Source organism: Dactylosporangium siamense, assembly GCF_016862795.1.
Taxonomy (GTDB): domain Bacteria; phylum Actinomycetota; class Actinomycetes; order Mycobacteriales; family Micromonosporaceae; genus Dactylosporangium; species Dactylosporangium siamense.
Genome location: NZ_BONQ01000022.1, coordinates 42,016 through 62,125 on the forward strand (window position 1 = coordinate 42,016; position 20,110 = coordinate 62,125).

The 20,110-nt window shown below is 72.7% G+C and carries 23 protein-coding genes; 18 read left to right on the plus strand and 5 right to left on the minus strand.

Going from position 1 to position 20,110, the window contains the following annotated elements; all coding sequences use genetic code 11:
- Together Dsi01nite_RS06910 and Dsi01nite_RS06915 are read left to right on the plus strand one after the other, a co-directional pair.
- Entirely contained in the window at window positions 1-696 is a 696-nt protein-coding gene (locus Dsi01nite_RS06910) for a hypothetical protein (RefSeq protein WP_203845190.1), read from the plus strand.
- Between the two features lie 6 nt (window positions 697-702).
- Window positions 703-1,650, plus strand: coding sequence for a nucleoside triphosphate pyrophosphohydrolase (locus Dsi01nite_RS06915; RefSeq protein ID WP_203845191.1), 948 nt, complete (start codon window positions 703-705; stop codon window positions 1,648-1,650).
- 61 nt (window positions 1,651-1,711) lie between these two features.
- Here the strand turns inward: Dsi01nite_RS06915 and Dsi01nite_RS06920 are convergent, their stop codons facing one another.
- The gene (locus Dsi01nite_RS06920) at window positions 1,712-2,593 is read right to left on the minus strand and encodes a DMT family transporter (RefSeq protein ID WP_203845192.1); all 882 of its coding nucleotides are present in this window, start codon (window positions 2,591-2,593) and stop codon (window positions 1,712-1,714) included.
- A gap of 69 nt (window positions 2,594-2,662) precedes the next feature.
- Here Dsi01nite_RS06920 and pdxR point away from each other — a divergent pair, with 69 nt between their 5' ends.
- The 5 genes from pdxR to Dsi01nite_RS06945 all read left to right on the plus strand — a co-directional run bounded on the left by pdxR (window position 2,663) and on the right by Dsi01nite_RS06945 (window position 8,146).
- A complete protein-coding gene (pdxR, locus tag Dsi01nite_RS06925) occupies window positions 2,663-4,030 on the plus strand; it encodes a MocR-like pyridoxine biosynthesis transcription factor PdxR (RefSeq protein WP_239135737.1) in 1,368 nt (455 codons plus the stop codon).
- 21 nt (window positions 4,031-4,051) lie between these two features.
- A complete protein-coding gene (locus tag Dsi01nite_RS06930; RefSeq protein WP_203845193.1) occupies window positions 4,052-5,665 on the plus strand; it encodes a DUF885 domain-containing protein in 1,614 nt (537 codons plus the stop codon).
- Window positions 5,666-5,751: 86 nt separating this feature from the next.
- A complete protein-coding gene (gene eno, locus Dsi01nite_RS06935) occupies window positions 5,752-7,029 on the plus strand; it encodes a phosphopyruvate hydratase (protein WP_203845194.1) in 1,278 nt (425 codons plus the stop codon).
- Between the two features lie 62 nt (window positions 7,030-7,091).
- Window positions 7,092-7,631: an FtsB family cell division protein gene (locus Dsi01nite_RS06940; RefSeq protein WP_203845195.1), complete on the plus strand. Its 540-nt coding sequence runs from the start codon at window positions 7,092-7,094 to the stop codon at window positions 7,629-7,631.
- Window positions 7,632-7,633: 2 nt separating this feature from the next.
- Window positions 7,634-8,146, plus strand: a complete 513-nt coding sequence (locus Dsi01nite_RS06945; protein WP_203845196.1) for a DUF501 domain-containing protein — start codon at window positions 7,634-7,636, stop codon at window positions 8,144-8,146.
- Between the two features lie 246 nt (window positions 8,147-8,392).
- Here Dsi01nite_RS06945 and Dsi01nite_RS06950 read toward each other — a convergent pair whose 3' ends face one another.
- The 3 genes from Dsi01nite_RS06950 to Dsi01nite_RS06960 form a co-directional block, all read right to left on the minus strand.
- Window positions 8,393-9,334 carry a phosphotransferase gene (locus tag Dsi01nite_RS06950; protein ID WP_203845197.1) on the minus strand — a complete coding sequence of 314 codons (942 nt, stop codon included), beginning with the start codon at window positions 9,332-9,334 and terminating at the stop codon, window positions 8,393-8,395.
- A 67-nt stretch (window positions 9,335-9,401) separates the two neighbouring features.
- On the minus strand, window positions 9,402-10,145 hold the full coding sequence (locus Dsi01nite_RS06955) for a hypothetical protein (protein ID WP_203845198.1): 744 nt from the start codon (window positions 10,143-10,145) through the stop codon (window positions 9,402-9,404).
- A 42-nt stretch (window positions 10,146-10,187) separates the two neighbouring features.
- On the minus strand, window positions 10,188-10,658 hold the full coding sequence (locus Dsi01nite_RS06960) for a cellulose binding domain-containing protein (protein WP_203845199.1): 471 nt from the start codon (window positions 10,656-10,658) through the stop codon (window positions 10,188-10,190).
- Between the two features lie 33 nt (window positions 10,659-10,691).
- On the opposite strand from Dsi01nite_RS06960, the gene Dsi01nite_RS06965 reads away from it, so the two are divergent.
- Both Dsi01nite_RS06965 and Dsi01nite_RS06970 read left to right on the plus strand, forming a co-directional pair.
- A complete protein-coding gene (locus tag Dsi01nite_RS06965; protein WP_239135738.1) occupies window positions 10,692-11,189 on the plus strand; it encodes an amino-acid N-acetyltransferase in 498 nt (165 codons plus the stop codon).
- Between the two features lie 9 nt (window positions 11,190-11,198).
- Window positions 11,199-12,134: a Ppx/GppA phosphatase family protein gene (locus Dsi01nite_RS06970; protein ID WP_203845201.1), complete on the plus strand. Its 936-nt coding sequence runs from the start codon at window positions 11,199-11,201 to the stop codon at window positions 12,132-12,134.
- Between the two features lie 9 nt (window positions 12,135-12,143).
- Here Dsi01nite_RS06970 and Dsi01nite_RS06975 read toward each other — a convergent pair whose 3' ends face one another.
- Window positions 12,144-12,566, minus strand: a complete 423-nt coding sequence (locus tag Dsi01nite_RS06975) for a hypothetical protein (protein WP_203845202.1) — start codon at window positions 12,564-12,566, stop codon at window positions 12,144-12,146.
- A 155-nt stretch (window positions 12,567-12,721) separates the two neighbouring features.
- Here Dsi01nite_RS06975 and Dsi01nite_RS06980 point away from each other — a divergent pair, with 155 nt between their 5' ends.
- From Dsi01nite_RS06980 to Dsi01nite_RS07020, 9 genes are all read left to right on the plus strand, one after another.
- Window positions 12,722-13,309: an LppU/SCO3897 family protein gene (locus Dsi01nite_RS06980; protein ID WP_203845203.1), complete on the plus strand. Its 588-nt coding sequence runs from the start codon at window positions 12,722-12,724 to the stop codon at window positions 13,307-13,309.
- A gap of 114 nt (window positions 13,310-13,423) precedes the next feature.
- Complete coding sequence (locus tag Dsi01nite_RS06985) at window positions 13,424-13,747, plus strand: PadR family transcriptional regulator (RefSeq protein ID WP_203845204.1); 324 nt, start codon at window positions 13,424-13,426, stop codon at window positions 13,745-13,747.
- Window positions 13,744-14,706: an HAAS signaling domain-containing protein gene (locus Dsi01nite_RS06990; RefSeq protein ID WP_203845205.1), complete on the plus strand. Its 963-nt coding sequence runs from the start codon at window positions 13,744-13,746 to the stop codon at window positions 14,704-14,706. Before Dsi01nite_RS06985 ends, Dsi01nite_RS06990 begins: the two co-directional genes overlap by 4 nt.
- 9 nt (window positions 14,707-14,715) lie before the next feature.
- A complete protein-coding gene (locus tag Dsi01nite_RS06995; protein ID WP_203845206.1) occupies window positions 14,716-15,429 on the plus strand; it encodes a uracil-DNA glycosylase in 714 nt (237 codons plus the stop codon).
- A gap of 19 nt (window positions 15,430-15,448) precedes the next feature.
- Window positions 15,449-16,171, plus strand: coding sequence for a DUF4129 domain-containing protein (locus Dsi01nite_RS07000; protein WP_203845207.1), 723 nt, complete (start codon window positions 15,449-15,451; stop codon window positions 16,169-16,171).
- Complete coding sequence (locus tag Dsi01nite_RS07005; protein ID WP_203845208.1) at window positions 16,161-16,829, plus strand: hypothetical protein; 669 nt, start codon at window positions 16,161-16,163, stop codon at window positions 16,827-16,829. The genes Dsi01nite_RS07000 and Dsi01nite_RS07005 overlap by 11 nt, the downstream gene beginning before the upstream one ends.
- A complete protein-coding gene (locus Dsi01nite_RS07010) occupies window positions 16,826-17,815 on the plus strand; it encodes an AAA family ATPase (protein WP_203845209.1) in 990 nt (329 codons plus the stop codon). Before Dsi01nite_RS07005 ends, Dsi01nite_RS07010 begins: the two co-directional genes overlap by 4 nt.
- The gene (locus Dsi01nite_RS07015; protein ID WP_203845210.1) at window positions 17,808-19,136 is read left to right on the plus strand and encodes a DUF58 domain-containing protein; all 1,329 of its coding nucleotides are present in this window, start codon (window positions 17,808-17,810) and stop codon (window positions 19,134-19,136) included. Before Dsi01nite_RS07010 ends, Dsi01nite_RS07015 begins: the two co-directional genes overlap by 8 nt.
- Window positions 19,133-19,705: a hypothetical protein gene (locus Dsi01nite_RS07020; protein WP_203845211.1), complete on the plus strand. Its 573-nt coding sequence runs from the start codon at window positions 19,133-19,135 to the stop codon at window positions 19,703-19,705. Before Dsi01nite_RS07015 ends, Dsi01nite_RS07020 begins: the two co-directional genes overlap by 4 nt.
- Window positions 19,706-20,110: the final 405 nt, after the last annotated feature.

Sequence of the window (20,110 nt, forward strand, 5' to 3'; positions counted from 1 at the left end):
ATGTCCCGGTTCCGTGTCCTCGCGCTGGTCGCGGCGCTCGCGTGCGCGTCCCTCGCCGGCTGCCGGTCCGACCCGAACGTCGCGGCGTACCTCGGCGGGGACACCGTCACCATCGACGAGGTTCGCAGCGTCGCCGCCGACCTGCCCTTCGCCGCGGCCCAGCGCGGCGAGGTCACCGGCTACGTCCTCGGCTCGATGATCATCCGCGAGGTCGGCGGGCGGCTCGCCGCGGCCGGCTCGCTCCCGCTGTCCCGGACCACCACCCCGTCGGCCGTCGCGGAGTACTACGACCTGCCCACCGACGCGCCGATCGTGTCCCTCGTCACCGACACCCAGAACGTCCTGCTCACCCTCGCCCAGTCGGTCACCCCCGTCGAACCCACCCGCGACCAGCAGCGCGCCGCCTTCGACGCGCTGTACTTCCCCACCGGCCGGCCGGTCTCCGACCGGTACACCTTCGAACAGGTCCAGTACCTGCTCAACCGCGACAGCATCGGCCGGATGATCGCCCTGCGCCGGCTGCTCGACGAGGCCGTCGCCACCTCCGGCATCACCGTCAACCCGCGCTACGCCGGGCTCACCTACGGCCTGCCGGTGGAGGTCAACCTCGGCCAGTCCGGCGGCCCCGCGCGGGCCAGTATCCTGGTGCACCTGACTGTCGCCCCGGATTCCGCGGGGTCCTTCGAGGAGGTCTGAGGCACCGTGCCGGGCAGCGTGATCCTGCTGGTGACGTCACCCCGGCTCCCGGCCGGCGTGCTCACCGCCCAGGCGTGGGACCTCGTCCGCGCCCACCCGGTGCTCACCGCCTCCGGGTCCGCGTTCGGGTCGTCCCAGGTCGACGCCCTGCGTGCCGCCGGTGCTTCGGTCACCGTCGTCGAGCCCACCGTCGACGTCCTGCTCGACGCCCTGGCCGAGCACGGCACCTTCGTCTGGCTCGCCTCACCCGACGGCGACGAGGACCTCGCCCGGTCCCTGGGCCTCCGGCTGGCCCGCGAGCCCGGCCTCGCCGACCTCGAGCTGCTCTACGGCTCCTGGGACCCGCCCGGCGCCCGCGTCCTGGACGCCGTCACGGTCATGGACCGGCTCATGCACCCCGAGACCGGCGACGCGTGGAAGCGGGCCCAGACCCACGCCTCGCTGGCGCCGTTCCTGCTGGAGGAGTCCTACGAGCTCTACGACGCCATCCGCGACGAAGACCTGGACGCGGTGCGCGAGGAGCTCGGCGACGTCCTGCTCCAGGTCGTCCTGCACGCCCGCCTCGCGGAGGAGACCGCCGGATTCACCCTCGACGACGTCGCGGGCGACCTGGTGGACAAGCTCATCCGGCGCAACCCCCACGTCTTCGCCGACACCGAGGTCGGCGGCATCGACGACATCATCGCCAACTGGGAGCAGATCAAGCAGGCCGAGAAGTCCCGTGGCTCCGCCGTCGACGGGGTCGCCCTCTCCCAGCCGGCCCTGGCCCTCGTGGCGAAGCTGCTGCACCGCGTCGCCCGGGCCGGCCTGACGGTCCCCTTCACCCCTGCCGACCCGCTCGGGGCGGCGCTCTTCGCCCTCGTCGTCCAGGCGCACGAGACCGGCCAGGACGCGGAGGCCGCGCTGCGCATCGCCGCCCTGTCCTACATGGACGCCGTCCGCCGCGCCGAGTAGGGATCCCGCAGCGGCGCCGCCTTCCCGATCCCCGCCGCGACGCGTTCGACGCGCTCGTCGATCAGGCGGTCGCCGGCGCCGGCGTCGCGGCCGGGTTCGAGGCATCCCGCCCCGCCCGCCTCAGGCCGATCACCAGGCCGGCGGCGACGGCCAGGACGCCGGCGAGCTGGCGGGGGTCGGGGGCGACCCGGTCGGTGACGGCGACCGTGGCGAGGGCGAACACCGGCACCAGCCCGACGAAGACGCCGGCGCGTTCGACGCCGAGGTGGGCGACGCCCGTGTACCAGCAGACGAACGCGACCACCGTCAGCACGAGCCCGAGAAAGGCCAGCGCCGAGCCCTCGCCCACGGTCGGCAGCCGGGGGAGCTCGCCGCTGAACGGCAGCACCACCAGGAGCATCGGCACGGCGAGGGCGGTGCTCCAGGCCGACACCCGGACCGGGCCGAGGCGGGGCAGCAGCGGCGCGGCGAGCAGCGAGAACGCGGCCTCGCACAGCAGCACCCCCACCGCGGCGAGCAGGCCGGGACCGTCGATGCGGCCACCGCCCTCGACGAGGACGGCGCCGAGGACCACGACCGTGGCGGCGAGCAGCAGGCGGGGTGACGGACGGCGGCGCTCCTGCAGCGGGCCGAGCAGCGCGAGCAGCAGCGGGCTGACCCCGACGATCGTGCCGATGGCGGCCGGGTCGGCGTGGCGGAGGGCGTACATGAGCAGCACGTTGAAACCGACCAGGCCGGTCGCGGCGACCAGGGCCAGCCGCAGCAGCTCGCGTCCCGTGGGGCGCAGCCAGGAGGTGAGCAGGGCGAGCGCGGCCGTGGCGAGGGTGTAGCGCAGCGCCTGCCCGGTCAGGACCGGATAGTCCACCAGGGACCGGCTGACGGTGAACGAGGAGCCGAGGATCGCGCAGGTCAGCACGCAGTACAAGGTGTAGAGCCGGTTCATGACGGTGAACTTACGATCGGCAGTGGTCCACGCTACAGTGCCACCGAGCCCCGTGTTTGGAGGTCCACTTTGTCGGTCTGGGAGGCGTTGGTCGAGCTTGACCGCACTCGGCCGCGGGTTGGCGACCAGCTCGTCGGCGCGCTGCGGGAGGCGATCACCCGCGGGCGGCTGGCGCCCGGGACGCGGTTGCCGTCGACCAGGGACCTGGCCGCGGACCTCGGTGTGTCGCGAGGGCTGGTCGTGGGGGCGTATGAGCAGCTCACCGCCGAGGGGCGGCTGCTGACCCGGCGCGGGTCCGGCACCGTCGTCGCCGCCGTCGCCACGGCCGTCCCGCGCCGGCGCAGTGAGCCGCCGGACCGGCCGGCGACGGTCGCGCCGCTGCGGCCGGGCGTGCCGGACCTGGGGATGTTCCCGCGCACGGCGTGGCGCCGGGCCTACGAGACGGCGCTGACCAGCGCCCTGGACGCCGACTTCGACTACGGCGACGCGACCGGCGCGCCCCGGCTGCGCCGCGAGCTGTCCGGCTACCTCGGACGGGTCCGCGCCGCCCTGGTGGCACCGGAGGGGCTGATCGTGACCGCCGGCGTGACGCAGGGCCTGGCGCTGCTGGCGAAGGTGCTGCGGGAGCAGGACGTGCGCAGGATCGCGCTGGAGGACCCCGGCCCGGCGGCGCTCAGGGACCACCTCGGGCGGCTCGGGCTCGAGGTCGTCCCGGTGCCGGTCGACGCCGACGGCCTCGACGTGCGGGCGCTCGGCCGCAGCAGGTGCAAGGCGGTCGTGGTCACCCCGGCGCACCAGTTCCCGACCGGTGTCGTGCTGGCGCCGCAGCGCAGGACCGAGCTCATCGCGTGGGCCCGCCGGGTCGACGGGCTCATCGTCGAGGACGACTACGACGCCGAGCACCGCTACGACCGGGAGCCCGTCGCCTGCCTGCAGGGCCTCGCCCCGGACCGGGTCGCCCTGGTCGGCTCGGTCAGCAAGGTCCTCGCGCCGGGGCTGCGGCTCGGCTGGCTCGCGCCGCCGGCGGCGGTCCTTCCGGCGCTGTGCGCGGCCAAGGCCGACGCCGACAACGGCGGCCCGGCGCTGCAGCAGCTGGCGTTCGCGGAGTTCCTGGCGAGCGGCGGCTACGACCGGCATCTGCGCCGGGCCCGCCGGCTGCACCGCGAACGCCGGGACGCGGTCGTCGCCGCGCTGCGCCGGCACCTGCCGCGGGCCCGCATCGGCGGGATCGCCGCGGGACTGCACCTGGTCGTGGAGCTGCCGCCCGGGACCGACGACCGGGACCTGGCGCAGCGGGCGCTCGACCACGGGCTCGGCCCGCTCGCGCTGTCGTCGCTGCGGGTGCGCAAGGGGCCGCCCGGGCTCGTCCTCGGATATGCCGCGCACACGCCCCACGAGCTCGCGAGAGCGGTGCGGACGCTCGCCGGACTCGTGTAGGTCCAGGAGTAGGTTCAGGGCATGTCGCATGACTTCGTGCCCCTTGCCGAGCACATCGCCGACGCGTTGCTGGAGTCGGATCCCAGGCTCGCGGCGTCGGCCGGCGATCACCGGTTCGACGACCGGCTGCCCGACCTGTCCGCGGAGGCGGTCGCCGGCGACGTCGACATGCTCCGCGACGCCTCCGCCGCGCTGACCCAGGTCGACCTGGACCTGCTCGACCCGCAGGAGCAGGTCGACCACGCGGTGCTCCTCGCCCGGGTCGAGCGGATGCTGTTCGAGCGGACCGAGGTCCGCGAGCACGAGTGGAACCCGCTCGTGCACAACCCGGCGACGCTGCTCGACGCGCTGATCTCGCGGCCGTTCGCGCCCGCCGAGGAGCGGCTGGTGTCGATCGCGGCCCGGCTGGCAGCGATCCCCGACGCGCTCGCGACCGCCCGCGACATGCTCACGGACATGCCGAAAGTGCACGTGGAGACCGCACAAGGGCAGTTCCAGGGCACTGCGCGGTTGGTACGGGACGAGCTCGGCGAAATGTTGCAAGAGGCGCCCGGGTTGGCCGACGTGGTGCGGCCGCTGCAGGAACGGGCCGCGGCCGAGCTCGACGACTTCGCCTCCTGGTTGCGCGGGCGGGTCGACGCCGCCGACCGGGACCCGCGCCTCGGCCGGCGGCTGTGGGAGGCCCGGCTGTGGCACACCCTCGACACCGAGCTCGGCGCGGCGACGGTGCTGGACCGTGCCGAGGCCAACCTGGCGCGGGTCACGGCTCAGCTGCGGGCCGCGGCGGCCGAGCTGACCGGCGGCCCGGAGACCGACGACACGGTGCGCGCCGCGTTCGCGCAGGCGGCGCTCGATGTGCCGGACAACGACTCGATCGTGGACCTGGCGAAGGTGTCCCTGGACGAGGCGACCGCGTTCGTGCGGGACCACGACCTCGTCACCCTCATCGACGACCCGCTCGTGATCATGGAGATGCCGGAGTTCGCGCGGGGCGTCGCCGTCGCGTACTGCGACCCGCCGGGCCTGCTGGAGACGGCCGAGCTGCCGACGTTCTTCTGCATCTCACCCACCCCGTCGGACTGGTCCGCGGAGCGGGTCGCGTCGTTCTACCGCGAGTACAACAACCACATGCTGGTCGACCTCACCGTGCACGAGGCGACCCCCGGGCACTTCCTGCAGCTCGCGCACGCCCGCCGCTTCCGGGGCCGCACCCGGGCCAGGGCGATCGGCTGGTCCGGGCCGTTCGTGGAGGGCTGGGCGGTCTACGCCGAGGAGCTGATGGCCGAGCGTGGCTTCGGCGGCCTGCCGGTGCGCCTGCAGCAGCTGAAGATGCAGCTGCGGATGAGCATCAACGCGATCATCGACCAGCGGATCCACTGCGACGGGATGACCGAGCGGGAGGCGATGGCGCTGATGATGGACTCCGGGTTCCAGGAGGAGGGGGAGGCGGCCGGGAAGTGGCGGCGCGCGCTGCTGTCCTCGACGCAGCTGTCGACCTACTTCGTGGGCTACACCGAGGTGCGTGAGATCGCGGGTGAACGGCCGGTGGACGTCACGCTGCGCGACTGGCACGACCGGATGCTCGCGCACGGCTCGCCCCCGCCCCGCCACCTGCGCACCCTGCTCAACCTGTAGGTGCGGGTCAGCAAGATCCGTGCAACCGATAGGCTCAGGGTGCCGCACCGTGGCGGCCGACCAATCTTTGTCTGCAAGGAGTGACAGTGGCCACGATTGAAGCAATCGGCGCGCGGGAGATCCTGGACTCGCGGGGCAACCCGACCGTCGAGGTCGAGGTCGTCCTCGACGACGGCACCCTCGCCCGCGCGGCCGTCCCGTCCGGCGCCTCGACCGGCGCCTTCGAGGCCAACGAGCTGCGCGACGGCGACTCGAAGCGCTACCTCGGCAAGGGCGTCGAGAAGGCCGTCGAAAACGTCAACGAGCGCATCGCCGAGGCCGTGCGCGGCTTCGACGCCACCGAGCAGCGCCTCATCGACCAGGCCATGCTCGACCTCGACGGCACCCCGGAGAAGTCCGGCCTCGGCGCCAACGCGATCCTGGGTGTCTCCCTGGCCGTCGCCAAGGCCGCCGCCGACTCGGCCGGTCTGAGCCTCTTCAAGTACCTCGGCGGCCCCAACGCGCACCTGCTGCCGGTGCCGATGCTCAACATCCTCAACGGTGGCTCGCACGCCGACTCCAACGTCGACGTCCAGGAGTTCATGATCGCCCCGATCGGGGCGCCGACCTTCCGTGAGGCGCTGCGCACCGGCGCCGAGGTGTACCACTCGCTGAAGTCGGTCCTGAAGAAGAAGGGCCTGTCCACCGGCCTGGGCGACGAGGGTGGCTTCGCGCCGAACCTGCCGACCAACGCCGCCGCGCTCGACCTGATCGCGGAGGCCGTCGAGAAGGCCGGCTACACGCTCGGCAGCGACATCGTGCTCGCGCTCGACGTGGCCGCGACCGAGTTCTACAAGGACGGCGGCTACAAGTTCGAGGGCGGCTCCAAGTCCTCCGACGAGATGATCGCGTACTACACCCAGCTCGTCGACGCCTACCCGATCGTGTCCATCGAGGACCCGCTGTCGGAGGAGGACTGGGACGGCTGGAAGGCGATGACCGACGCGATCGGCAACCGCATCCAGATCGTCGGCGACGACCTGTTCGTCACCAACCCGCAGCGCATCGCCCGGGGCATCGCCACCGACACCGCCAACGCGGTGCTCGTCAAGGTCAACCAGATCGGCTCGCTCACCGAGACGCTCGACGCCGTCGACCTGGCCCACCGCGCCGGGTTCCGCACGATGATGAGCCACCGCTCGGGTGAGACCGAGGACACCACGATCGCCGACCTGGCCGTCGCGGTCGGCAGCGGCCAGATCAAGACCGGTGCCCCGGCCCGGTCCGAGCGGGTCGCCAAGTACAACCAGCTCCTGCGCATCGAGGACGAGCTCGACGACGCGGCGCGCTACGCCGGTCGGGGCGCGTTCCCGCGGTACCGTTAGTCCGGTTTCATGTCCGCGGCCCTCTTCCCGAGGGCCGCGGGTGTGTTCCGCAAGGGGGAGGCATGCAGCAGCGCACCAGGCCGGGCGGCCGCGGCGCGCCCACCAGAGCCTCGGGTCCCCGTGGCGCGCAGCGCGCCGGGGCCGCCGGGGCGGGCCGGGCACCGGTCCGGCCGACGGTCGCCAGGCGGGCCGTGTCCACCGGCGGTGCCGCGCTGCGCACCCGCGCCCCGCAGCCGAGGCGTTTCACCAACCGTGCCGTGGTCCTCGGCCTGGTCCTGCTGGTCCTGCTGCTGGCCTACGCGTATCCGGTCCGCGTCTACCTCGCCCAGCAGGCCGAGATCACGGCCCTGGAGCAGAGCCAGGAGCGGCAGATCGCCAAGATCGCCGAGATGGCGGAGCGGGCGGCGAAGTGGGACGACAACGAATACGTGAAAAGCCAGGCGCGGCAGCGGCTGCACATGGTCATGCCGGGTGAGAAGCCGTTCGTCGTGGTCGACCCGGCGCGCAGCCAGCAGATCGACCCGACGGCGATCCCGGGCGCCGAGAAGGCGCCGCGCCCCTGGTACAGCAAACTGTGGTCGAGCGTCGAGGCGGCGGACTGAGGATGACTTCGGAATTCGAACCGGCGACCGACGCCGACCTCGCGGTGGTCGCGGCCCAGCTCGGCCGCGCCCCCCGCGGCACGCGCGCGGTCGCGCACCGCTGCCCGTGCGGCCTGCCCGACGTGGTCGAGACCACCCCGAGGCTGCCCGACGGCACCCCGTTCCCGACCCTGTTCTACCTGACCTGCCCCCGGGCGGTGCACGAGTGCAGCCGGCTGGAGTCCTCGGGTCTCATGCGCGAGATGGGCGCCCGTCTCGCGGAGGATCCTGACCTGCGCAAGGCGTATGAGGCGGCCCACGAGGACTACCTGCGCCGCCGCGAGCAGGTCGGCCACGTCGACGAGATCGACGGCGTCTCGGCCGGCGGCATGCCGACCCGGGTGAAGTGCCTGCACGTCCACCTCGGCCACGCGCTCGCGGTCGGCCCGGGCGTCAACCCGTTCGGCGACGAGACCCTCGCCCTGGCCGCCGACTGGTGGTCCGCTGGCCCCTGCGTCGACGCCCCGCCGACCTGAGACGTCCCGTGATCCGGTAACCCTTGTGCACCAGGGGTACACAAGGTCGACCGGACCACGAGAGCGGCGCCCTGAGGCGGTGGCCGGCCGCGGGACGGGCGCGTATGCGCGATCCCAGCCAGCGCGGCACGCGCGGCTGTGTGAGCGCAGCGAGCATTGGGGGTCCGGGGTGAGAATCCCCCGGCGGGACCCGCCGCGCCAGCGGTGGGGCGGCGAGCTCTGGCGAAGCCACTGGCGGGTAACAGTTCAGATGCGGGTGACTACCGACCGGAGGATCTCCCAGCCCTCCAGGTCGTCGGCGGTGCCGGTGTGCGGGCGGCGGAAGCGGCGCACCTCGACGGCGATGTCGGTCAGGGCCCATCGCAGCTGGTACAGCATGATCGTCGAGGGACGGGGCAGGACGCCGGTCGCGGCGGCGTAGGCGGAGAAGATCGAGCCGTCGCCCGGCTCGATGAGCCACAGGTCGCGCTCCGGTGGGGAGACCAGGACCGTGTCCCAGTCGATGAGGCGCCAGCCGCTCGGGGTGAGCATCGTGTTGCCGGAGTGCGGCTCGCCGTGGGTGAGCACCGCGCGGACGGGTTCGCCGTGGCTGTCCAGCACCAGCTCGTCATAGCGGGCCAGGAGGCCGGCCAGGGCCTCGCGGTGCCCGGCGAGCAGCTCCGCGGCCAGCCGGGCGTAGGGGCCGCAGTCGGGGCCCGGGGCCTTGAGCGCCGCCTCGATCTCGCCGCGGCCGGGGACGGCGAAGTCGTCGACGCGGGCGTGCCGGTGGACGATCGCGGGCGCGGTGTGCAGCTGGATGATCATGTCGAGGGTGGCCTGGCGGTGGTCGGGGCCGCGGAACGCGTTCCAGTCGAAGCTCTGGCCGTCGACGAACGGGTAGACGGTGACGGCGAAGTCGCCGAGGACGAACAGCGGCGCGCCGGCGCGGGTCGGCACGGGGGCGACCGCGAAGGTCCGGCCGATGGCGTGCAGGTCCACCGCGACGCTCAGGGACGCCGTGAGCCGCCCGACGTCGGCGTCCTGGTCGACGGTGACGAACCAGCGGTTGCCGCCGTCGTCGGCGACCTCCCAGTGGTGGCTGCCGAAGCCGACCGCACGGTATCCCAGCGACGCGACGGGGAGACCCCATTGCAGTCGCAGGGCCTCCTCGAGCGCGGCTTCGGTGAGACCAGCGGGCGGCGTCAGCACGGTTCTGCACGTTACGGCAGCACCGCCACCTCCGCCGCCCGACGTCTACAGAGCAGGACAGGAAAGATTACTTACCCGCGACCGGCGGTGCGGAGCTCTGCACGATCTGGGCGCCCTTCGGCGCGACGAACGCCTGCGCGTCGACCTTCTCGCTGTACTTGCTGAGCTCGACGCCGATCGCCTTGTCGTCGGTGCCGACCCCCTTGAAGCGGGTGAGCAGGCCGCTCTCGGCGACGCAGACGTGGAACTCCTTCGCCGAGACGTCGTTGGGGCCGGCGTTGGCGTCCTGCGGGATGCCGGTGACGTCGAGGCAGTCGCTCTTCTGGCCGGCGATCGTCGCGGAGTTCTTGGCGATCTTGACGCCCGGCACCACGGCCGCCGCGGTCATCAGGGCGAGCGCCATCTCGGTGTTGATGAAGCCGCCGCCGGCGACGGCCGAGAGGTAGGCGGCCTGGTCGGCGGAGGAGAGCTGGCCGGTCTGCACGGCGCTCTTCTGGCACACGACCTTCTGGCCGGTCTTGCCGGTGCAGACCAGCAGCGTGTCCTCGGTGAGGATGAAGCGCCCGTCCTTGCCGATGTACGCGGCCTTCGGCGGCTGCTGCACCACGGTCGTCGCGGTGCCGTCGTCGGTCTTGTACTCGGCGGTGAAGGTCAGGTTGCCCGACTTGCCCATCCGATCGGCGAGGTCGGTGATCGCGGAGACGTTGTCGACGGTCTGCTTGACCTGGTTGAGGAGGCCGCAGCCCAGCGCGCCGGCGCCGAGCGCGGACGCGAGCACGACGGCGAGGATTCGGGAACCGGCACGATGCATGCCGCCAATGTGGGGCCGGTCACCCGGTCTTTCAACGAACTGTCAGCAGGGCGACCCGTTGACGGTGCAGCTGACCGGATCGGCGGCCTTGCCCTTGGCCTCGAAGCCCATCCGGATCGAACCGCCGGGCTCCAGGTAGGTGTTCCACGACTGGGAGCGCAGCGTCACCTTGTTCGCCTTGTGCTCGGCGGCGGCGCCCCAGGTCGACGTGAGATCCACGCCCGGCGGCAGCTGCAACTGCACCGTCCAGCCCTGCAGCGGCTGGCTGCCGATGTTGGTGACGGTCACCTCGGCGTTGAAGCCGTCCTTCCACTTGCTGCGCACCGCGTAGCCCGCCTTCACGCCCCCGCCGCTGCGGACCGGGGCGGCGCTCGCGCTGGGTGTCACCAGCTGGGTCCGCTCGACGGTCACCACCCGGGTGCCGGGGTCGCGGGTCAGGTACATGACGGTCATGGTGCCCGCAACGACGGTCGCCACCGCCGCGGTGACGACAAGCACGCGCTCACGTGTCATATGCCACATCCGCGCGCCACTACCCTGACCGTCATGGAGGTAACCGTCCGGCGGGCCCGGACCGGAGATGTGCGGGGCATCCGGAGACTGGTCGCCATGTACGTGGCGGACCGGCGGCTGCTGTCGAAGCCGACCGTGGCGCTGTATGAGGCGGTCCAGGAGTTCTGGGTCGCGGAACGCGACGGCGTGATCGTGGGCTGCGGCGCGCTGCACGTGATGTGGGAGGACCTCGCCGAGGTGCGCACGGTCGCCGTCGACCCGATGACCCGCGGCCACAAGATCGGGCACAGGATCGTGGCGGAGCTGCTGGCGGCGGCCCGGGAGATCGGCGTGCGGCGGGTGTTCGTCCTCACGTTCGAGACGCGGTTCTTCGGCTCGTTCGGGTTCGTGCCGATCGACGGCACCCCCGTCACCCACCAGGTCTACGAGGAGCTGCTGCGCTCCTACGACGAGGGTGTCGCGGAGTTCCTGGACCTGGAGCGGGTCAAACCCAACACCCTCGGCAACCACCGGATGCTGCTGCATCTGTAGGTTGGCCGCATGACCCGTGTCGCCGCGATCGACTGTGGCACCAACTCCGTCCGCCTGCTGATCGCCGACAGCCAGCCCGACGGGTCCCTGGTCGACGTCACCCGGCAGATGCGCATCGTGCGGCTCGGCCAGGGCGTCGACCGCACCGGCCGGCTGGCCGAGGAGGCGATCGAGCGCACCCGGGTGGCGCTGGTCCACTACGCCGCGGAGATCGCCGCGGCCGGGGTCGACCCCACTGAAGGCCGGGCGCGGATGGTCGCCACCAGCGCGAGCCGGGACGCGTCCAACGCCGACGACTTCCGCGCGATGGTCACCGCCACCCTCGGCTTCGCCCCGGAGGTCGTCAGCGGCGACGAGGAGGCCCGGCTCACCTTCGCCGGTGCCGTGCAGGGCCTGCAGGCGAAGCCGCCGTTCCTGGTCTTCGACATCGGCGGCGGCTCGACCGAGTTCGTGGTGGGGACCACGGCCGGCGTCGAGGCCGCGATCAGCGTCGACATCGGCTGCGTCCGGCTCACCGAGCGCCACCTGCACGACCACCCGCCGACGCCGGCGCAGATCCTGGCCGCCGAGAAGGACATCATCGGCGCGGTCGACCGGGCCCTCGCCGCGGTCGACGCCGGGCGGGCCAGCACCTTCGTCGGGCTCGCCGGGTCGGTGACCACCGTGACGGCCCTCGCGCTGGGCCTGACCGAATACGTGCCCGAGCACATCCACCGGGCCCGGGTCTCCACCGCCGACGTGGCGAAGGTGACCGCGGACCTGCTCGCCGCCACGCCGGAGCAGCGCCTGGAGAACGCCGTCATGCACCCGGGCCGCGCCGACGTGATCGGCGCGGGTGCGCTGATCCTGCGGATCATCCTGGAGCGGTCCGGCGCCGAGGCCGTGGTCGCCTCGGAGTCGGACATTCTGGACGGCGTGGCTATGTCATGTTTACGTCAGTCCTGATCGGCGGCCTCAGCCGGTGCGGCGCACCTCGGCGCGGGACTGCTCGCGCGGCTCGGCGTCGTCGCGGGACCACCACCAGCCGTAGGTGAGCACGCCCTCGGCCGGCATCGTCATGATGATCCTCGCCGGCATGGGTCCCTCATACGCGTTGAAGACGCCGGCCTCGTGCTCCACGAACCTGGTCACACCGGGCAATTCCAGGCACGTGACATGCAGTTCGAGCCGTCCGGCCTCACTCGCTGTGAGGATCGTGTGCTCAACGTGTTGCAGCCCCTTGCTGTCGCTGACTGCTTCGTAATCGAGGGTGATCGCGTTGCCGCGCACCACCGAGGTCACCTTGATGCGGGCGACGAACGGTCCGGACTCCAGCCCGTCACCGCGCCCACGGTAGACACCGGGGCCCGAGGCGAGGCGCTTCAGCAGATCGGTCACGGCGCACACCGTAATACGCCCGCGCACTGGACTGTATGCATCACCCGTCTGCGGTTATCGTGAGCCGTCTCCCGCGGGCCGGTGGGTCGCTTTTGCGGGCCCAGGACCACTTCGCCCGTTAGGGTGATCTTTGCGGCATACCCGGAAGGAACCACATGTCAGATCAGTATCCGCCGCCCGGCAGCTACCCGCCGCCTCCCGGTGGTGGCGACCCATACGGCCAGCAGCCGCAGTACGGTCAGCAGCCCCAGTACGGTCAGCAGCCGCAGTACGGCGCCCCGCAGTACGGCGACCAGCCGCAGTTCGGATCGCCGCCCGGCGCGCCGTTCGGTGCCCCGCCGCCCCCGCCCCGCCGGGGCCGCGGTGGCAAGATCGCGCTGATCATCATCGGCATCGTCGTGGCGCTGTGCCTGGCCTGCGGCGCGGTCCTGTGGTTCACCGGCAACAGCATCTTCGACTCGATCAAGAACAGCTCCACCAACGCCAAGGTCGGCAACTGCCTCGAGGGTGACGAGATCACCGGCACCGCCACCAAAGAGGTGAGCCTGAAGATCGTCGACTGCACCGACGCCAAGGCGAAGTACAAGGTCGTCGGCATCAAGAACGGCGTGAGCCAGGCCGAGACGCTGAAGCAGGACACCACCGTCTGCGACGACTACATCGAGAAGGGCGCGAAGACCGTGCTCTGGCAGGGCACCGACACCGCCAGCGGCCAGGCCCTCTGCCTCGGCCCGGCGAAGTAGCCGGCGAAGCCTCTTTCGAAACCTGCTGCGAGAAGGGCGGCCCGCGACACGCGGGCCGCCTTTTTGCATGCCCGCACTTGATAGTAGTGTGCAATGCACAGTACTCTGCTTCACGTGGACACCACCCAGCTGCTCAAGGGGGTCCTCGACCTGGCCGTGCTCGCCGTCCTGCGGGACGAGGACGGATACGGCTACGACATCCTGCGCCGGCTGCGGTCGGCCGGGCTCGATGAGGTCGGCGACGCCTCCGTGTATGGCACCCTGCGCCGGCTCTTCCAGGCCGGGATGCTCACCACCTACGTGGTCCCCAGCGAGTCGGGACCGCACCGCAAGTACTACGCGCTGAACGCGGCCGGCCGCACGCAGCTCGGCGCCTCGGGCAAGGTGTGGCGGGGCTTCGCCACGACCATGGACCAGCTCATCGGGGAGACGTCGTGACCGAGGCAGCCACGATCGAGATCGACTACTACTACGAGCGGGTCGCGGCGGCCCTCGCCGACCTGCCCAAGGAGGCCCGCGAGGAGCTGCTCGAGGACCTGCCCGCGCACTTCGCCGAGGTGATCGAGGAGCAGGGCGGCCCGCTCGTGGACCGGCTCGGCCCGCCCGCGACGTACGCCGCCGAGCTGCGCGCCGCCGCCGGCCTCGACACCGGTCCGGCCGAGGGCGCGGACCGGGCGCCGCTGGTCGTCTACTACGAGCGGTTCGTCGCCGCCCTGCCGGACCTCGACCAGCGCGCCGGCAAGGTGATCGGCTACCCGCGGGCCACCGAGTTCCTGCGGCTGCTGCGCCCCGCCTGGTGGATTGCCCGCGCGGTCGCGATCGTGGTGCTGATCTTCGCCACCGACATCCTGCCGACGGAGCGCTTCGACGACCCACTGGGCTGGCTGCTCATCGCGGTGGCGATCGTCGTGTCGATCCGCATCGGCGCCACCGGGGTGCCCCGGCTGCCGCGCTGGATCGGGTTCGCCACGACCGCGGTCGCCGTCGTCGGCACGCTGTTCGTCGTCGCCAACGCGCCCAGGCTGCTGCGGCAGTACACCTCCCCGGACTACTACCCGACCGCCGGCGGCCCGCTGTCCGGCGTGACCAACGTCTTCCCGGTCGACGAACAGGGCCGCCACCTGGAGCGCGTCACCCTGTACGACCAGAACGGCAACCCGATCCAGGTCGGCGACTACTGGCGCTGCACGACCGGCGACGGGTCGAAACCGGCGGCCTACCCGCTGTGCCTCGGCACCCCGCGGCCGGCCGAGACCCCGGAGCCGGCGGACAGCGGGCCACCGTCCGCCACTCCTTCGGCCAGCCCCCCGGTCAGCTCCCCGGCCAGCCCCTCGGTCACCGCCTCGCCACCGCCGTCGGTGTCGCCGCCCGCCGTGAGCCCGTCGCCGTCCCGCTAGCTTTGGGGCGTGACCGACGACCTCGACCTCCTCGACGCCGAGATCTGCGACTGCCGGCTGTGCCCCCGGCTGGTCGCGTGGCGGGAGGAGGTCGCGGCGACGAAACGGGCCGCCTTCCGCGACGAGGAGTACTGGGGCCGCCCGCTCCCCGGCTTCGGTGCCCACGACGCGCGGATCGGCATCCTCGGCCTGGCACCCGCGGCCCACGGCGGGAACCGGACCGGTCGCATCTTCACCGGCGACCGGTCCGGTGACGTCCTCTTCGCCGCCATGCACCGGGCCGGCCTGGCCAACCAGCCGACCAGCGTCAGCCGCGACGACGGCCTCACGATCACCGGCACCCGGATCTTCGCCGCGGTGCGGTGCGCGCCGCCGGACAACAAGCCGACCCCCGCGGAGCGCGACACGTGCGCGCCCTACCTGCACCGCGAGCTTGCCCTCATCCGGCCCGACCTGCGGGTCGTCATCGCGCTGGGCGGGTTCGCGTGGGCCGCGTTCTGGCCCGCCCTGCGCGCCGTCTACGGTGTAGCACCGGCACGGAAGGTACCGTTCGGCCACGGCGCGCTGTGGCAGGCCGGCGATGCCCCGTGGCAACCCGGCGCCGCCCCCGCGTTGCTCGGTTGTTACCACGTGAGCCAGCAGAACACCTTTACCGGCAGGCTCACGCCAGGAATGCTGGACGAGGTTTTCACCCGTGCGAAGGCACTCGCCGGGATCGGATGACGCTGACCGACGGGATGTCATGGACCGCACCTTCAACCGCTGGTTGCCGGTGCTCGCCGTCATCGCCGCCCTCGGTGTCGCCGCCGTCGCCGCGGCCACCTCCTCGCCGGAGATCAACAAGCTGCCGGTGCCGCCGCTGGACCAGAGCCCGCCCGTGCCGTCCGACCTGCCGACCAGCACCGCGGTGGCGACCCTCCCGCCGCCGCCCGCGGCCGAGCAGGCGTCGTCCTACGAGTTCCCCGAATGGGTGACGTACACCGCCGGGGTCCTGTGCGTGCTCCTGCTGGTCATCGCCGCCGGCGTGCTGATCTGGTCGCTGCTGCGCAACGGCGACCCGAAGCGCAAGGCCAGGCTGTTCGTCGAGCCGAAGCGGCCGGCCCAGCTGACGGACGACGGCGGCGCCGCGGTGATCGCCGCGGTCGAAGCGGGTCTCGTGGAGCTCTCCGACACCGACACCGACCCGCGCAAGGCCGTCATCGCGTGCTGGGTCCGCCTGGAGCGGGCCGCCGCGGCCGCCGGCACCCCGCGGGAGACCGGCGACAGCCCCACCGACCTGGTCACCCGCCTCCTCGCCGGGCACCAGATCAGCCGGCCGACCCTGGAGGGCCTGGCGTTCGTGTACCGCGAGGCCCGGTACGCCACCCACCCCGTCGACGAACGGTCCCGGCAGGGCGCGATCGAGGCGCTGCGGCAGCTGCGGGCCGAGCTGGCACTGCGCGGAGGTGCCGTCCGTGGCGCGTAACCCCGACGAGATGGTCAGCCTCGAAGAGCTGTTCGACGCCGGCCGCACCGCCGTCGCCGCCGACCCGCGCCCGGTGCGCCGGCCGTCCCGGCCGTATGACACCCGGTGGTGGATCCGCCGGCTGTTCATCGCGTTCGCGCTCACCACCGTCGGGTGGGGCCTGCTGTACGTGTTCGGCCTGACCGTGTCGTACCCACTCGTCTTCCTCGGGATCCTCTCGGCCGGGATCATCCAGGAGGGGCTGCGGCAGGTCCGCGCCGACGAGCTGCCGGTCGCCGTCACGGGACGCGGGCTGACCCCGGTCCGGCCGCCGACCCTCGCCAGGAAGAAGGCCCTCGCCAAGACCCGGCGCACCGGCGAGGTCCTCGACGGCATCCCGGTGCTCGACGGGCTGCGGCTGGCCGTCGGCCGGTGGGAGGACCGCCTGGTATGGGGCGAGCGGGACGCGAAGCGTTTCGGGGCCCTCGTCGTGCCCCGCATCGCCGACCTGGTCGACACCAGGCTGCGGCAACGGCACGGGATCACCCTGGCGGGCTCGCCGAGACAGGCCCGGGCACTGCTGGGGGAGGAGCTGTGGACGTTGCTGCATCAGCCGCCGTCGCGCGTGCCGAGCCCAGGGGACGTAGCATCGATCGTCGCGAAGGTGGAGGAGCTATGAAGACGCTCGCACCGGCCGAGGTTGGCCGGATCGCCAAGGTGGTCCTCGACCAGGTCGGCACGGTGGTCGTCGGCAAGCGCGACTCGCTGGAGCTGGTCCTGGCCGGGATCCTCGCCGGCGGTCACGTGCTGCTGGAGGACCTGCCGGGCCTGGCCAAGACGCTGACCGCGCGGTCGTTCGCGCAGACGCTCGGCATCGGGTTCCGCCGGCTGCAGTTCACGCCCGACCTGCTGCCCGCCGACGTGACCGGGTCGTTCCTCTACGACCAGCGCTCGCACGAGTTCACGTTCCGGGCCGGCCCGGTCTTCACGAACCTGCTGCTCGCCGACGAGATCAACCGCACCCCGCCGAAGACGCAGTCGGCGCTGCTGGAGGCGATGCAGGAGCGGCAGGTGTCCGTCGAGGGCGCCACCTACCGACTCGACCCTCCCTTCCACGTGCTCGCCACCGCCAACCCGATCGAGTACGAGGGCACCTACCCGCTGCCCGAGGCCCAGCTCGACCGCTTCCTGCTGCGCGTCTCGTTCGGCTACCCGGAGGCCGACGAGGAGTGGGAGGTCCTGCGCCGCCGGATGACCCGCCGGCAGGAGGAGGCGGTGATCGAGCCCGTCGTGGACTCCGAGACCCTCCTCGCGATGCAGGGCGCCCTGGAGGACGTCAGCGTCGAGGACTCGATCGGGCGGTACATCGTCTCGCTCGCCGCGGCGACCCGCTCGCACCCGCAGGTCCTCGTCGGCGCCTCCCCCCGCGGCTCGCTCGCCCTGCTGCTGCTCGCCCGGGCCGCCGCCGCGCTCAGCGGCCGGGACTACGTCATCCCTGAGGACGTCAAGGCCGTCGCCGTGCCGGCCCTCGCGCACCGCATCACGCTCCTGCCGGAGATGTGGCTCAAGCGCATCGACCCCCGGGCCGTGGTGGGCGAGGTGCTCGCGCAGACCCCGGCGCCGGCCAGCGGCGCGCTGCCCACCTACGGCGGAAGGCGTGGCTGAGCCGCGGCCGCGCCGGACGCACGCCCGTGCCTTTGAGCCCACCCGGGCACTCGGCCGGGCGGTGTTCATCGCCGGGTTGCTCGTCTTCGTCGCCGTCCTCATCGGACGGTTCGACCTGGTCGTGCTGGCCACCCCGTTCGCCGTCGGCACCGCCCTGTCCCTCATGCGCCGCCCCGGCCGCGCGCCGACGCTGGAGGTCACCGCCGCCGAGCCGTTCGTGGTCGAGGGCGCCGATCTCGACGTGAACATCGGCGTCGGCAACCCCAACCCCGGTGGGTTCGACCTCGTCGTGGTCCGGCTCGCCGTGCCCCGCTGGGTCCGCCTCGAGCGCAGTGACCGCCCGTACGTCGTCGACGTCGACCCCGGCACCATCGCCGGCGTCGACCTGCACGGCCGGGTCCTGCGCTGGGGCCGCCACCTGCTCGGCCCCGTCACCGCACACGGCTTCGCCGCCGACGGCCTGCTCATCAGCCGGGCCGTGCAGGCACCCGCGCTGCCGATCAAGGCGTACCCGGCGATCGAGCACTTCGACGCCGACGAGGCCATGCCCCGCGCCGCCGGGCACGTCGGCGGTCACCGCTCCCGCCGCCCCGGCGAAGGCGGCGAGCTCGCCGGGGTGCGCCGCTTCGGCTCCGGCGACCGGCTGCGCCGCATCGACTGGCGGGTCTCCCTGCGCACCCGCGAGCTGCACGTCGTCAGCACCCTGTCCGACCGCGACGCCGAGGTCGTCGTCCTGCTCGACGCGCTGCACGAGGCGGGCCGCTCCGGCGGCATCGACGGCCGCGCCTCGGTCCTGGACACCACCGTGCGCGCCGCGGCCGGCATCGCCGAGCACTACCTGCGCCGCGGCGACCGGGTCGCCCTGTTGCAGTACGGCGGCCAGGTCCGCCAGCTGCGCGCCGCCAGCGGTCGCCGGCACTACATGACGACGCTGGAATGGCTGCTCGACATCGCCCCCGCCCAGGTCGCCGACGAGCCGCCGCCCTCGGTCTTCGGCCCGCACATGGTGCAGCACAACGCCCTGGTCATGGTCCTCACCCCGCTGCTCGACCCGCGCTCCGCCGCGATGCTGGCCAACCTCGCCCGCGCGGGCCGCTTCGTGGTCGCCGTCGACACCCTCACGGCGCCGTCGAGTGCCCTGCGCGGCACCGGCCCGTGGGGCCACGTCGCCCACCGCCTCTGGGCCCTCGAACGCGACAGCGTCATCGGCCAGCTCCGCGAGCACGGCGTCCCCGTCGTCCCCTGGGGCGGCGCCGGCAGCCTCGACGAGATCCTGCGCGGCGTGACCCGCGTCGCCCTCTCCCGGACGGTCACCAAATGATCGAGGAGCTCCAGGACGCCCTGCTGGCCCGCCTCGGCCGGCTCAAGGACATGCTCGAACGCGCCGCGGCCGGCCCCATGCTGGTCCGCTTCATGGTGTTCCTGCTCACCCTGGTCTCGGCCCTGGTCGCCTTCCCCGCCGACGTGATCCTGCGCCCCGTCGCGCTGCTGTTCGCCGCGGTGCTGGCAGCGCTGCCCGCCCTCTTCCCCCGCACCCGCCTGGTCGGCCTGGCGATCCTGCTGTGCGTGTTCGGCTGGCTCCTGGGCACCTACCTCTACGACCAGGTCATCACGATCCCGCGCCTCATCGCCCTGGCCACGGTCCTGTACCTCACGCACTCCCTCGCCGCCCTCGCCGCCGCCCTGCCCTACGACGCGATCGTCTCGCCCGGCGTCATCGTCGGCTGGCTGCTCCGCGCGATCGCCGTCGTCAGCGCCGGCGCGATCGTCAGCGTCCTGCTCCTCGCCGTCGTGAAGGCCGTCATCGGCCCGGTCTTCCTGGTCGCCTCCCTGGCCGGCGTTGTGGCAGCCGGCGCGCTGGCTTGGCTGATAACCCGAAAGGCCAGCTGAGCTGTGCTGAGCTGTGCCAGCTGGGCCACTGTGCTAGCTGGGATCACGGCTGGCGCCGCGACCCCGGCGGGGGGCTGCGCCACCCCACACCCCCCATGCTCGCGTTGCTCGCACTCAAGCCTGTAACTCGCTGCCCCACCGCTGGCGCGGCGGGTCCCGCCGGGGGATTCTCACCCCGGACCCCCAATGCTCGCTTGCGCTCGCACGACCTGCGCCCTGGCGGGCGCGGCCGACTGGAACGCATGCGCGTGGCAAGTTGAAGACCGGGGGTCCAGGTTCCAGGCAGTCAAGGTCTGTCGTCCTCCTCGCCCGCCATGCGCGCGAGACGACGGGGGCGGGCCGTCCACCACAAAAACCCGTCGATCACCAATCTGGGCACCCCCAGCGATCTTGCGACAACCAGGT